The following is a 13744-nucleotide window of genomic DNA, read 5'->3' on the forward strand; positions in this document are numbered from 1 at the left end:
CGACAGGACGAACTTTGTGGATTGTCCGCGACGCGTCTGGCGGCTCTTGTCGCCGCGCGCCAGGTTTCGCCGGTCGAGGCCGTCGGCGCGGTGCTCGATCGCATCGATCGGGCCAATCCGCGGGTCAACGCGTTCGCGCTGGTCTTGCGGGAAGAGGCGGAAAGGGCGGCCCGCGCGGCCGAGCGACGGGTGATGGCGGGCGAGGCGCTCGGTCCGCTGCACGGGGTGCCCGTGACGGTCAAGGACAATGTCGCGGTGGCCGGCGTGCCGCTGGGCAACGGATCCATCGCCGCGGCGCCGGTCATCCCGGCGAAGGACGCCGTGGCGGTCGAGCGGGTGCGCGCCGCGGGCGCGATCCTGGTCGGCAAGACGACCTTGCCCGAATTCGCGCACAAGATGGTGACCGAAAGCCTGGCGACCGGGGTGACGCGCAACCCCTGGAACCTGGACCATACGCCCGGGGGGTCGAGCGGCGGGGCCGGAGCGGCCCTGGCCGCGGGCATGGGGCCGCTGGCGATCGCCACCGACGGCGGAGGATCCATTCGTTGTCCGTCGGCCTGGAATGGCGTGGTCGGCATGAAACCGACCCTGGGACGCGTGCCGATCGAGGCGGTGGCCGACGGCTTCGGGAATTTCGCCTACATCGGACCGATGGCACGGACCACGCAGGACGCGGCGCTGTTGCTGTCGGTGATGCAGGGGCCGTCCGCCGCCGATCCGTTCTCGACCAGGGGTGCGCCGCCCGCGTGGTCCGGCGAGATCCGTGGCCTGCGCATAGGCTGGATCGAGCACTTCGGCGAATATCGAACCGATCCGGAGGTGTTGCGGATCACGTCGGCCGCGGTGTCCCGTCTTACGGATCGCGGGGCGTGTGTCGAGGGGCTGCGCGAGGCCTGCTTCGATGGCCTTTATCCCCTGTATGCGACGCTGGCCAGCACGCATCGCGCTGGGCGGTATGGGGCCCTTTTCGATGCCGCGCCGGACAGGACGACGCCCACGCTGCGCGCGGGTATCGCACAGGGCCGCGGCTGGTCGGCCATCGAGTTCCTGGCTGCCTGCGACCGGCGTACCGCGCTTTTCCGGTCGGTGCAGGCAGTTTTTGAACGTTTCGACGTGCTGGCCATGCCGACGACGACCGTCGCGGCGCCTCGCCTGGACGCCATCGATCCGGGGTATCCGGGGGCCTATCCGCACTGGGCGGCGGCGCTGCATCCGTTCAACCTGACGGGCCATCCCGCGCTTTCTACACCGGTGGGGTTCACCGGGGCGGGGCTGCCCGTGGGGCTGCAACTTGTGGGGCCTTGGGACGCCGAACAGCGTCTCTTCATGCTGTCCCAGGCGCTGGAGCAGGACCTGGGCCTGTCGGGACGCATCGCGAGCCCGGAGGATGCGCCATGCTAGGTTTCATCATCCGCCGGATTCTGTCGACCCTGCCTGTCATGGGCGTGGTCGCGCTGCTGGTGTTCAGCCTGATGTACCTGGCGCCCGGCGATCCGGCATTGCTCATCGCCGGCGACCACGCCACCCAGGAGGAACTGGATCGTATCCGGGTCTCCCTGGGCCTGGACGAACCGTTTCCCATCCGCTTCGCCACCTGGGTCTGGCAGGTTCTGCATGGGGCGCTGGGGACGTCGATCTTCACCAATCTGCCGGTGGGCACGTTGCTGCTAGAGCGCATGGAGCCGACCATCTCCCTGATGGCCGTGACCCTGGTCATCGCGACCAGCGTCGGCGTGCCGCTGGGGATCGCCGCGGCGGCCAAGGCGGACTCCTGGGTCGATCGCCTGGTCATGATGGGAGCCGTGTTCGGATTCTCCGTGCCGGTGTTCGTCCTGGGCTATGTGCTGGCCTACGTGTTCGGGCTGCAGATGGGAATCCTGCCGGTGCAGGGATACCGGGCATTCTCGGAGGGGCTGGGGCCGTGGCTGCGCAGTGTGCTGCTGCCTTCGTTCGCGCTCAGCGGCGTCTATATCGCCATCATCGCGCGCACGACGCGTGCCGCGCTGCTGGATGTCCTGCAACAGGGCTACATCCGCACCGCGCGCGCCAAGGGCGTGGGCCGGGTTCGCATCCTCTACGTCCACGCGTTGAAGAATGCCGCCCTGCCCATCGTTACCGTCATCGGCATCGGCATGGCATTGTTGGTCAGCGGCGCGGTCGTGACCGAAAGCGTGTTCGCCATTCCCGGCCTGGGCCGGCTCACCGCCGATGCCATCCTGCGCCGCGACTACCCCGTCATCCAGGGCGTGGTGCTGCTGTTCTCGTTCACCTACGTGATGGTCAATCTACTGATCGACCTCGTCTATATCCTGATCGATCCGAGGGTACGGCTGTGAATGCCCATGTAACCACGACGCTTGCCGCGGAGCTTGCTCCGCCGGCGGCCCGGCCGCTGCCGGACCTGTTTCCCGAGACGCGTCCCGCCGGCGGGGTCGTCGGATTCGTCCGTCGTCATCCGACCATGGTGGTCGGCGGCCTGCTGCTCCTGTTGATGATCCTGGTCGCAGTCTTCGCCCCCTGGCTGGCGACCCGGGACCCGGCTGCGGTGGCGCCGGCGTTGCGCAAGCTGGAGCCCTCGGCGCGCTTCTGGTTCGGGACCGACATCCTGGGCCGGGACCTGTATTCGCGCGTGCTGTTCGGCGCCCGGGTATCCCTGGTCGTCGGCTTTTCGGTGGCGCTGCTCTCTTGTCTGATCGGCCTGGCGGTCGGCGTGGTCTCCGGCTACGTCCGGTGGGCGGACAACATCGTGATGCGGGTGATGGACGGCATGATGTCGATTCCGCCCATCCTGCTGGCGATCGCGCTGATGGCCCTGACGCGGGCCAGCATCGGCAACGTGATCTTCGCCATTACGGTGACAGAGATTCCCCGCGTCGCGAGGGTGGTGCGCGGGATCGTGATCTCGCTGCGGGAGCAGCCCTTCGTCGAGGCCGCCATCGCCTCGGGAACCCGGGCGCCGACGATCATGGTCCGGCACATCCTGCCCAACGTCATGGGGCCGCTGATCGTGCAGGCAACCTTCATCTGCGCCAGCGCCATCCTGATCGAAGCCGCGCTGTCGTTCCTGGGCGCCGGCACGCCATCCAACATCCCGTCATGGGGGAACATCATGGCCGAAGGCCGGAGCATCTGGCAGGTCAAGCCGTACATCGTCTTCTTTCCCGCCTTGTTTCTCAGCGTGGCCGTGCTGGCGATGAACATGCTGGGCGATGGCGTCAGGGATCTCCTGGACCCGAGGATGAACGAACATGTATGAGGACGCGAGCGTTTCCGCCGCCCCCCTGCTGGACGTCGAGGACCTGCAGACGCAGTTTCTCGCGCGCGACGGCATCGGCCGCGCCGTGAACGGCATCAGCTTCCAGGTGGCCGAGGGAGAAACCGTGGCCATCGTGGGAGAAAGCGGCAGCGGCAAGTCGGTGACCGCCATGTCCATCATGCGGCTGCTGCCCGCCCGCACGACGCGCGTGGCAGGCAAGGTCCGGTTGCTGGGCCGGGACCTGATGGCGCTGACGGAGGAGGACATGCGGAGCATCCGCGGGAATGTCCTCAGCATGATCTTCCAGGACCCCATGTCCAGCCTGAATCCCGTGCTGACGGTAGGCCAGCAGATCGGCGAAGCCCTGGCGCTGCATGCGGGACTGCGCGGCAGGGCGGCGCAGGACAGGGCGGTGGCGATGCTGGAGTTGGTCGGCATCCCCGAGCCGCGGCGCCGCGTCCGGCAATACCCCCATGAACTCTCGGGCGGCATGTGCCAGCGGGTCATGATCGCGATGGCCCTGGCGTGCGAGCCGCGGCTCCTGATCGCCGACGAGCCGACGACCGCCCTGGACGTGACGATTCAGGCGCAGATCCTCGACCTGGTGAAGGACCTGACGCGCCGGACCGGCGCGGCCGTGGTGCTCATCACGCACGATCTCGGGGTGGTATGGGAAGTGGCGCAGCGCGTGCTGGTGATGTATGCGGGACGGGTGGTCGAGGAGGCGCCCGTCGCGCAGGTGTTTCGCGATCCGCTGCATCCCTATACGCGGGGCCTGCTGGGCGCCGTGCCCACGCTGGACTCCAGCGCGGGCGGTGGACGGCTGGCGGAAATACCGGGCACCGTGCCCGGCATCAAGGAGCGCATCGACGGCTGTGCGTTCGCGGGGCGATGCGCCTTGGCCGTGGATGCATGCCGGGCGGTGGTCCCGGCCTTGCAGGTCAAGTCGCCGGGGCATCGCGTGGCTTGCCACCGGGTCGAGGTGCAAGAGGGGGCAGGTTCATGAACGCACCGCTGTTGAAGGTCACCGGCTTGAAGAAATACTACGCGATCGGGTCTCGTTTCCCCGGCGCGAGCCCCCGGCAGCTCCGGGCCGTGGACGACGTGTCGTTCAGCATCGGGCATGGCGAGACCCTGTCGCTCGTCGGCGAGAGCGGCTGCGGCAAGTCCTCGGTCGGGCGGTCCATCCTGGGCTTGTTCCCCATCACGGACGGCAGCATCGAGCTGGGCGGGATGAGGATAGACCGGTTGTCGTCCGAGGCCTTTCGTCCCGTTCGCAAGAAATTGCAGGTGGTGTTCCAGGATCCTTTCTCGTCGCTGAACCCCAGGATGAAGGTCCGGGACATCGTGGCCGAGCCCTTGCGCAATTTCCGGTCGGACCTCTCCAGGGCGCAGATCGATCGCAAGGTTGGAGACGTCCTGGACCAGGTCGGATTGCCGCGCGACGCCATCGGCCGGTGGCCGCACGAGTTCAGCGGGGGGCAGCGCCAGCGCATCGGCATCGCCCGGGCCCTGTCGGCCGAGCCGGAGCTGATCGTGTGCGACGAGGCCGTGTCCGCGTTGGACGTGTCGGTCAAGGCCCAGATCATCAACCTGCTGCAGGATTTGCAGCGGGAACTTGGGCTGGCGCTGCTGTTCATCAGCCACGATCTCGGCATCGTCGCCCACATGACGCATCGCGTGGCGGTGATGTACCTGGGCAAGATCGTGGAGATCGGGACGCGCCAGGAAGTGTTCTGCCAGACCCGGCATCCCTATACGAAGGCCTTGCTGTCGTCGGTGCCGTCGATGAAGGCCCACGGAGCCGGGAGCCGGCGCATCATTCTGGCCGGCGACGTTCCCAGTCCCGTGAACCCTCCGCCGGGTTGCCGCTTCCATGCCAGATGCCCGTCCGCGATGGACCGCTGCAAGGTCGAAGAACCGCTGCTGGTGTCCCATGGGGACGGCCATGCGTCGGCCTGCCACTTGAACGATGTGAACGGAGAACCCGCGCGATGATCCACCATGTTCCCGCCTCGCCCGAGAATGTCCGGGTCGGCATGTTCGACGCCGGCTTCGAGCCCATCCTGATCGTCGAATCCGGCGATACGGTCAGGATGGAGACCGTGTCCGGCAAGGCCTCGCTGTTTCCGCAACCCGGATCGGGAATGACCGTGCCCGCGGCGCTGAGGCGCATAGCCGAGGCGAACCTGCCCATGCTGGCGCCGCACATCCTGACCGGTCCGATCGGCATCGCGGGCGCGGAGCCGGGGGACATGCTGGAGGTCAGGATAGATGCGGTGGAGCTGGGCTCCGATTGGGGGTATAACTACATCCGCCCGTTGGCGGGGGCGCTGCCAGAGGATTTCCCCGACCTGACGGTGGCCACGATCCCCATCGATCGTGAGACCCGCCGCGCGCGCCTCGCATGGGGCATGACGCTGCCGGTCGCTCCTTTCTTCGGTGTCATGGGCGTTGCGCCGCCACCTTCATATGCCTGCATTTCTTCGAAAGAGCCGCGCGTCCATGGCGGCAACATGGACAACAAGGAACTGGTGGCCGGAAGCACGCTGTTTCTTCCCGTCCACGTCCCCGGCGCGCTTTTTTCCGCGGGAGACGGCCACGCGTTGCAGGGAGACGGCGAGGTATGCGTCACCGCGCTCGAGACCTGCCTGGACGGCGAGTTCACGCTGGCCGTCCACAAAGGGGGCGGCGCCGCCGATCCCGTGCTGCGCTTTCCCCGCGCGGAAACGCCGACGCATTACATCAGCATGGGGTTCCATGAGAGTCTCGATCAGGCCCTGAAGCAAGCGCTGCGCGAGATGATCGACTTCATCCGTGCGCGAACCGGTCTTGCGCGCGCCCATGCCTATCAGCTGTGTTCGCTTGCCGTCGACTTCCACGTGACGCAGGCGGTGAACGGAGAGAAGGGCGTGCACGGGATGCTCCGCCGGGAAATACTGGACTGACCGGGGCCTGCTCCACTTTTTTTCAGGAAGCGTCAAATTGACAGTTCGCAGTACCGACAAGAAAGACAAGCCGGCCTTCTTCATTTCGGCCACGAGGCGTCCGAGCCGCTCGAACGGTGCCCGCGATCCGGAACGCACACGGCAGAACCTGCTGGACGCGGCTTACCGGGAGTTTTCCCATAGCGGGTACCACGCCGCGAGCGTCGAGAAGATCTGCACCCGCGCCGGCGTCAGCAAGCAGATCCTGTCCCATCATTTCGGCTCGAAGGAAAATGCCTATCTGGCGGTGCTCGAGGCGGCGTACACGGCATTCCGCTCCAACGACCCCAAGCTGGAACTGAACGCCGCCGACCCGCGCGCCGCGCTGCGGGACTTCGTCCTGTTCACGTTCGACCACGTTCGCCACAACCGGGATTTCGTCAATCTGCTCAGCGGCGAGAACGTGAACAAGGGCAGGATCATCCGCAAATCGGAACGCCTGAAGTCCATTTACGATCCCATGATCCATCGTATCGGCATGCTGTTGAAGGCGGGGGCCGAGGCGGGGCTGTTCCGGCCCGGGCTGGATGCGCGCCAGGTCTACATCAGCATCAACGCCTTGTGCTTTTTCAGTATTTCCAATTGCCACACGCTGTCGGCGGTGCTGGGTACCGACTTGTCGGACGATGCCGCGCTGGACGAGCGCCGCGCGCACGTCGTCGATTTCGTGATGGCCGCCATTACCGCGTGACGCGCTTGGGCGGTGCGGGTGTTTCTCCTTCCAGCCCGTGCTGGGCCCGGTACTGGGCCGCCTGTGCCGCCAGCCACTGCCTGAACAGGTGCAGGGGTTCGTGGTCGGCCTTCCACTCGGGCAAGACCAGGTAGTAGTTCTTGTCCCGCACCGATTCGCGTTCGCAGGCGACGATCAGGCGGCCCGAGGCGAGTTCCTGCTCCACGATCAACCGCGGCACGAGGGCGATGCCCTGGCCGTGCACGGCCGCTTCCACCAGCATCGAGAACAGTTCATAGCGCGGGCCGCCCAGGTCGTGCGGATGGCTGACGTTCTGCGCGGCGAACCACTGCCGCCAGGCGTAGGGGCGGGTGCTTTGCTGCAGCAGCCGATAGGCCGAGAACTGCCCGGGCATGATGCGCTTGCGCACGCCCAGCAGCCTGGGGGAACACACGGGCACCAGTTTCTCGGGCATCAGGAAGACCGCTTCGGTGCCCGGCCAGGGCCCGTCGCCGGCGTAGATGGCGGCGTCGAAGGGAGTGCCCTCGAACAGGAAGGGCCGGCTTTGCGGGGTGATGTTCAGGACGATGTTGGGGGCCTGGCGTTCGAAGTCGGCCAGGCGCGGCAGCAGCCAGCGGGTGGCGAAGGTGGGCACGGAGGCCAGTTCCAGTACGCCGCCTTCGCCGCGCCGGGCCATCAGGTCCAGGGTGTCGCGTTCGACCTCGTCCAGGCGGCGCGCCACGGTTTCGCCGTAGGTCTGGCCGGCCTGGGTCAGGGTGACGCCGCGCCGGGTGCGGCGGAACAGCTTCAGGCCCAGGAAGGACTCCAGGCCGGCGATCTGGCGGCAGACGGCGCTTTGGGTCAGGGCCAGTTCGGCTGCGGCCTTGGTGAAGCTCTGGTGGCGCGCGGCCGCCTCGAAGGCGGCCAGGGCGGCGGTGCTGGGCAGTTTGCGGCGCATGAGAAGGGCCCGGGGTCGGAAGGTTCTACTTTACCAAGTGCGAAAAGCGCACAGATAAGTGAAAAGAACTCGTTTGGCGCAGCGGCCGAATCCGTATATCTTGCAGGAAATTCGCCGGGAGGACACGAATTCTCCTGTTTCCCAATTACTTGCGAGACATGAATCTTATGCACAAGCCTGCACAATTCAACTGGGCCGACCCCCTGCTGCTCGACCAGCAGCTGAGCGACGACGAGCGCATGGTCAGGGAAGCGGCGGCGGCATACTGCCAGGACAAGCTGATGCCGCGCGTGCTGGAGTCGTTCCGCAACGAGCGCACCGATGCCGCCATCTTCCGCGAGATGGGCGAGCTGGGCCTGTTGGGGCCCACGATTCCCGAGCAGTACGGTGGTCCAGGCCTGAACTACGTCAGCTACGGCTTGATCGCGCGCGAGGTCGAGCGGGTGGATTCCGGCTACCGGTCGATGATGAGCGTGCAGTCCTCGCTGGTCATGGTCCCCATCCATGAATTCGGTACCGAGGCGCAAAAGCAGAAATACCTGCCCAAACTGGCCACCGGCGAGCTGATCGGCTGCTTCGGCCTGACCGAGCCCAACCACGGTTCGGATCCCGGCTCCATGGTCACCCGCGCCACCAAGGTGGACGGCGGCTACCGCCTGAGCGGGGCCAAGATGTGGATTACCAACTCGCCCATCGCCGATGTGTTCGTGGTCTGGGCCAAGCTCAAGGACGAGGACGGCAAGGACAACATCCGCGGCTTCATCCTGGAGAAGGGCTGGAAGGGGCTGTCGGCGCCGGCCATCCACGGCAAGGTCGGCCTGCGTACGTCCATTACCGGCGAGATCGTCATGGACGAGGTGTTCGTGCCGGAAGAGAATTACATGCCCAACGTGGCCGGCCTGAAGGGCCCGTTCACCTGCCTGAACTCGGCCCGCTACGGCATCGCCTGGGGCGCGCTGGGCGCGGCCGAGTACTGCTGGCACACCGCCCGCCAGTACGTGCTGGACCGCAAGCAGTTCGGCCGCCCGCTGGCCGCCAACCAGCTGGTGCAGAAGAAGCTGGCCGACATGCAGACCGAGATCACGCTGGGCCTGCAAGGCTGCCTGCAACTGGGCCGGATGAAGGATGCCGGAACGGCGGCGGTGGAGATCACCTCCATCATGAAGCGCAACTCCTGCGGCAAGTCGCTGGACATCGCCCGCGTCGCGCGTGACATGCTGGGCGGCAACGGGATTTCCGACGAGTTCGGCGTGATCCGCCACGTCGTCAACCTCGAGGTGGTCAACACCTACGAAGGCACGCACGACATCCATGCGCTGATCCTGGGCCGCGCCCAGACGGGCATCCAGGCGTTCTGCTAGGCATACGGGGCGCCGGGCGGCGCCTCTTTCAGCTTGCGCCACAGCGTGGCGGGGCTGATGCCCAGTATCCGGCACGCCGCCGCGCGGTCGCCGTGGCAGGCGTCCAGCACGCGGCGAGCGTGCGCCGCCTGGCTGGCCCGGGCGATCTCGTCCAGCGACGCGAAGGCGGTCCCGCCCGGATCGGCGGGCGCGGTTTTGTCCGTGCCGCCGTACAGCTCGGGCACGGTGATTTCCAGTTCCAGCTCCAGTTCCTTGCGGCCGATCTTGCGGCCCGCATGCGACACGGCCACCCGTTCCAGCACGTTCTCCATCTCGCGCAGGTTGCCGGGCCAGGCGTAGTTGGCGCACAGCGACCGCACGAAGGCCGGCAGGCGCACGGGCCGCGCCATGCCCAGCCGCCGCTGCGCGCGGGCGTAGAGTTCCTCGGCCAGTTCGTCGATGTCGCCTTCGCGTTCGCGCAGCGGCGGCATGGCGATGCGCAGGATGTTCAGGCGGTAGAACAGGTCCTGCCGGAACTCGCCGGCACGCACCATGGTCTGCAGGTCGCGGTGGGTGGCGGCGACCACCCGCACGTTGACGGCCACCGGTTCCAGCGCGCCCACCGGCAGCACCTGCCGTTCCTGCAGTACGCGCAGCAGGCGCACCTGCAGCGCCAGCGGCATGTCGCCGATCTCGTCCAGGAACAGGGTGCCGTTGTGGGCGGCCTCGAACAGGCCGGTCTTGCCGCCCTTGCGGGCGCCGGTGAAGGCGCCTTCCTCGTAGCCGAACAGTTCGCTTTCCAGCAGAGGCTCGGGGAAGGCGGCGCAGTTGATGGCAACGAAGGGAAAGTCGCGGCGGGGGCTGGCGCGGTGCATGCCCTGCGCCAGCACTTCCTTGCCGGTGCCGCTCTCGCCCTCGATCAGCACCGTGGAACTGACGCCGGCGTACAGCCTGGCCAGCTCGCGCACCCGCTGCATGGGGCCCGAGCTGCCCAGCAGGTCGTCCAGGTCGTAGCGCGTGCCGGACGGCCGCGCCGGCGCGCCGGTGCGCAGGTTGCGGTCCACCCGCTGGATGGCCTGGGCGTCCTGCGCCGTGACCACCGCGCCCAGCAGTTCGCCGCCGCTCAGGATGGGGATGCGGTTCAGGATCAGCACCTTGTCGCGCACCTTCTGGATGGTCTCCAGTTCCTTCTGGCCATGGCGCAGGGGGCCGTCGAGCGAGATCGCCGGGGCGGCTTCCTCCAGCGGCTGGCCGATGGCCTGCTCGCGCCGCAGGCCCAGCAGGCGCTCCATGGGCGGATTGAGGGACTGGATGCGGCCTTCGGCGTCCACCGCGGCCACGCCCTCGTTCAGGTGGGACAACACGGTGTTCAGGTATTCGCGGCGGCGCTGCTCGATGCGGGCGAGCCGGGCCGCCTCGATGGCGTCTTCCAGCGCGACCCGGATCGAATTGGTGGAATAGAGGAAGACGCCCGCCAGGCCCTGTTGTTCGGCCAGGTCCGAGACCAGCCCGGGGCCGACGATGACCTCCAGCCCGGCGCGCTTGAGCGCCTTGACCTGCGCGGCGGCGTCCTCGGTCGTGACGTAGCTGTGGCTGGGGAAGTCCAGCCCGAAGGCCTGCTTGAAGGCTTCGGCCTCGGGAAAGGTGGAGGCGTGGGTGACCAGGGCCAGCCGGCTCGACAACTGCCTGGCCGTGGTCAGGGCGTGCATGACGTCGAAGCCCGTGACCTTGATCAGGATGACGGGCACGTCCACGTGCTGGCGCAGGTAGGCGCCGTTCGAGCCGCCCGCGACCACCGCGTCGACCAGACCCTGGCGCGCGGCTTCGTTGATCGAGCGGGCCGCCGTCTCGAAGCCTTCGTCGACGATGCGGAAATCGGCCTGCGCGGCGTAGCCGGGGGCCAGTTCGGCGAAAGCGCGGGACACGCGGCTGATGCCCATGGTCCAGATGACGGGCCGGGAGTGAGGGCGGGAGGCAAGGGCGGCTGGAAGGTCCATGGCAAGGTCCTGATTGCAGATTTGATTATATAGATTTCAAATATGAAATGAATCTGGCGCTCGGAGTTCGGCGGCAAGGACGGGAATGCCGCGCGCCATCACGGGGGAAGCCCGCGCCCACGCGGCCTGGCGGGGGGAAGGGCGGCGCCGGCCCACGCATGGCACGGTCTTTGCAGTAAGCTGAGTTTTCCCCTAGTCCGAGTCATCGCCATGACCTCCTCACGACCCGCCTCGCCCGGCGCCCGCTTCCGCCAGGCGCTGCGCGAAGAACACCCCCTGCAGATCATCGGCGCCATCAACGCCAACCACGCCCTGCTGGCCAAGCGCGCGGGCTTTCGCGCCGTCTACGTGTCGGGCGGCGGCGTGGCCGCCGGCTCGCTGGGCATGCCCGATCTGGGCATCAACACGCTGGACGACGTGCTGATCGACGTGCGCCGCATCACCGACGTGTGCGACCTGCCGCTGATGGTGGACATCGACACCGGCTTCGGCCCGTCGGCCTTCAACATCGCGCGCTCGGTCAAGAGCCTGATCAAGGCCGGCGCCGCCGCCTGCCACATCGAGGACCAGGTCGGCGCCAAGCGCTGCGGCCACCGTCCGGGCAAGGAAATCGTGTCGGCCTCGGAAATGGTGGACCGCGTCAAGGCGGCGGCCGATGCCAAGACCGATCCCGACTTCTTCCTGGTGGCGCGCACCGACGCCATCGCGGTGGAAGGGCTGGACGCCGCCATCGAGCGCGCCCAGGCCTGCGTGGAAGCGGGCGCCGACGGTATCTTCGCCGAGGCCGCCTACGACCTGCCCACCTACCGCAAGTTCGTCGACGCCGTGAAGGTGCCGGTGCTGGCCAACATCACCGAGTTCGGACAGACGCCGCTGTTCACGGTGGAAGAACTGCGCAGCGCCGACGTGTCCATGGTGCTGTACCCGCTGTCCGCCTTCCGCGCCATGAACAAGGCCGCGGAAACCGTCTACACGGCCATCCGCCGCGACGGGCACCAGAAGAACGTGATCGACATGATGCAGACGCGAGAGGAGTTGTACGATCGCATTGGCTATCACGCGTTCGAACAGCATTTGGATGCGTTGTTCAAAAAGGGGTCCCCCCCTACGCGCTGACGCGCGAGGGAAGCCCACCCCCTGGCGGCCTTTGGCCGCTCCCCCTCAAGGGGGCGGCGCTGGCGGACCGGCAAAGCCGGATCCGCGGCGCCCTGGGTCTAGCGAATTTCTTGTGTCTTGGGTTGCGTAGTAACTGCCAAATGGAGCGAGTGAGACGATGAGCGCAACGGTATCGAATCAGAAGGACCAGCCGGCCGCGGGGCCGAAGCCGAAGAAGTCGGTGGCCCTGTCGGGCGTGATGGCGGGCAATACCGCCTTGTGCACGGTGGGCCGCAGCGGCAACGACCTGCACTATCGCGGCTACGACATTCTGGATATCGCCGATGAGTGCGAGTTCGAGGAGATCGCCTATCTGCTGGTGCACGGCAAGCTGCCCAACCGCAACGAGCTGGCGGCCTACAAGACCAAGCTGAAGGCGCTGCGCGGGCTGCCCGCCAACGTGAAGGCGGCGCTGGAATGGCTGCCCGCGGCCAGCCACCCCATGGACGTGATGCGCACCGGCGTGTCCGCCCTGGGCTGCGTGCTGCCCGAGAAGGACGACCACAACCTGCCCGGCGCGCGCGACATCGCCGACCGGCTGATGGCCTCGCTGGGATCGATGCTGCTGTACTGGTACCACTACAGCCACCGCGGCGAGCGCATCGACGTCGATACCGACGACGACAGCATAGGCGGGCACTTCCTGCACCTGCTGCACGGCAAGCCGGCGCCCGCCTCGTGGGTGCGGGCCATGCACACCTCGCTGAACCTGTACGCCGAACACGAGTTCAACGCCTCCACGTTCACCGCCCGCGTCATCGCCGGCACCGGCTCGGACATGTACTCGGCCCTGACCGGCGCCATCGGCGCGCTGCGCGGACCCAAGCATGGCGGCGCCAACGAAGTCGCCTTCGAAGTCCAGAGCCGCTACGAGACGCCCGACGAGGCCGAGGCCGACATCCGCCGCCGCGTCGAGAACAAGGAAGTGGTGATCGGCTTCGGCCACCCCGTCTACACCGTGTCCGACCCGCGCAACCAGGTCATCAAGGGCGTGTCGCACCGCCTGTCCAAGGAGTCCGGCAACATGCGGCTGTACGAGATCGCCGAGCGCCTGGAGTCGGTGATGTGGAACGTCAAGAAGATGTTCCCCAATCTCGACTGGTTCAGCGCCGTCAGCTACCACGAGATGGGTGTTCCCACCGCCATGTTCACCCCGTTGTTCGTGATCGCCCGCACCGCCGGCTGGTCGGCCCACATCATCGAACAACGCATCGACAACAAGATCATCCGCCCCAGCGCCAACTACACCGGCCCTGAAGACCGCAAGTTCGTGCCGCTGGCCAAGCGCAAGTAAGCAGTATCGAACAACCACCTTTCATCAACCAAACCCAGTTCGTGCCAAGCCGTCCGACCCAGGGCACAGTGGATCCGGCTCCGCCGG

General features: G+C 67.2%; 12 protein-coding genes. 10 read left to right on the forward strand and 2 right to left on the reverse strand.

From position 1 onward, the window contains the following. Positions 1-21: 21 nt before the first annotated feature. The 7 genes from EV675_RS25030 to EV675_RS25060 all read left to right on the forward strand — a co-directional run bounded on the left by EV675_RS25030 (position 22) and on the right by EV675_RS25060 (position 6934). Entirely contained in the window at positions 22-1401 is a 1380-nt protein-coding gene (locus EV675_RS25030) for an amidase (protein WP_207222047.1), read from the forward strand. Then, positions 1395-2336: an ABC transporter permease gene (locus tag EV675_RS25035; RefSeq protein WP_130361095.1), complete on the forward strand. Its 942-nt coding sequence runs from the start codon at positions 1395-1397 to the stop codon at positions 2334-2336. The genes EV675_RS25030 and EV675_RS25035 overlap by 7 nt, the downstream gene beginning before the upstream one ends. Before the next feature lie 65 nt (positions 2337-2401). Beyond that, positions 2402-3256, forward strand: coding sequence for an ABC transporter permease (locus EV675_RS25040; RefSeq protein WP_423213251.1), 855 nt, complete (start codon positions 2402-2404; stop codon positions 3254-3256). Continuing rightward, positions 3249-4262 carry an ABC transporter ATP-binding protein gene (locus EV675_RS25045; RefSeq protein WP_130361097.1) on the forward strand — a complete coding sequence of 338 codons (1014 nt, stop codon included), beginning with the start codon at positions 3249-3251 and terminating at the stop codon, positions 4260-4262. The genes EV675_RS25040 and EV675_RS25045 overlap by 8 nt, the downstream gene beginning before the upstream one ends. After that, on the forward strand, positions 4259-5254 hold the full coding sequence (locus EV675_RS25050) for an ABC transporter ATP-binding protein (protein ID WP_130361099.1): 996 nt from the start codon (positions 4259-4261) through the stop codon (positions 5252-5254). Before EV675_RS25045 ends, EV675_RS25050 begins: the two co-directional genes overlap by 4 nt. Before the next feature lie 41 nt (positions 5255-5295). Then, positions 5296-6204: an acetamidase/formamidase family protein gene (locus EV675_RS25055; protein WP_207222048.1), complete on the forward strand. Its 909-nt coding sequence runs from the start codon at positions 5296-5298 to the stop codon at positions 6202-6204. 37 nt (positions 6205-6241) lie between these two features. After that, positions 6242-6934 carry a TetR/AcrR family transcriptional regulator gene (locus EV675_RS25060; RefSeq protein ID WP_165404765.1) on the forward strand — a complete coding sequence of 231 codons (693 nt, stop codon included), beginning with the start codon at positions 6242-6244 and terminating at the stop codon, positions 6932-6934. On the opposite strand, the gene EV675_RS25065 is transcribed toward EV675_RS25060, so the two are convergent. Further along, entirely contained in the window at positions 6924-7871 is a 948-nt protein-coding gene (locus EV675_RS25065; protein WP_130361105.1) for a LysR family transcriptional regulator, read from the reverse strand. The genes EV675_RS25060 and EV675_RS25065 overlap by 11 nt on opposite strands. A gap of 167 nt (positions 7872-8038) precedes the next feature. Here EV675_RS25065 and EV675_RS25070 point away from each other — a divergent pair, with 167 nt between their 5' ends. Beyond that, the gene (locus EV675_RS25070; RefSeq protein ID WP_130361107.1) at positions 8039-9232 is read left to right on the forward strand and encodes an acyl-CoA dehydrogenase; all 1194 of its coding nucleotides are present in this window, start codon (positions 8039-8041) and stop codon (positions 9230-9232) included. Here the strand turns inward: EV675_RS25070 and prpR are convergent. After that, entirely contained in the window at positions 9229-11208 is a 1980-nt protein-coding gene (prpR, locus tag EV675_RS25075; protein ID WP_130361109.1) for a propionate catabolism operon regulatory protein PrpR, read from the reverse strand. The two genes, EV675_RS25070 and prpR, sit on opposite strands and share 4 nt — an antisense overlap. A 210-nt stretch (positions 11209-11418) precedes the next feature. Here prpR and prpB point away from each other — a divergent pair, with 210 nt between their 5' ends. Next, complete coding sequence (gene prpB, locus EV675_RS25080) at positions 11419-12324, forward strand: methylisocitrate lyase (protein ID WP_130361111.1); 906 nt, start codon at positions 11419-11421, stop codon at positions 12322-12324. A gap of 157 nt (positions 12325-12481) precedes the next feature. Continuing rightward, positions 12482-13657 carry a bifunctional 2-methylcitrate synthase/citrate synthase gene (gene prpC / locus EV675_RS25085; protein WP_130361113.1) on the forward strand — a complete coding sequence of 392 codons (1176 nt, stop codon included), beginning with the start codon at positions 12482-12484 and terminating at the stop codon, positions 13655-13657. Positions 13658-13744 lie beyond the last annotated feature (87 nt).

The organism is Pigmentiphaga kullae (assembly GCF_004216695.1).
GTDB lineage: Bacteria > Pseudomonadota > Gammaproteobacteria > Burkholderiales > Burkholderiaceae_B > Pigmentiphaga > Pigmentiphaga kullae.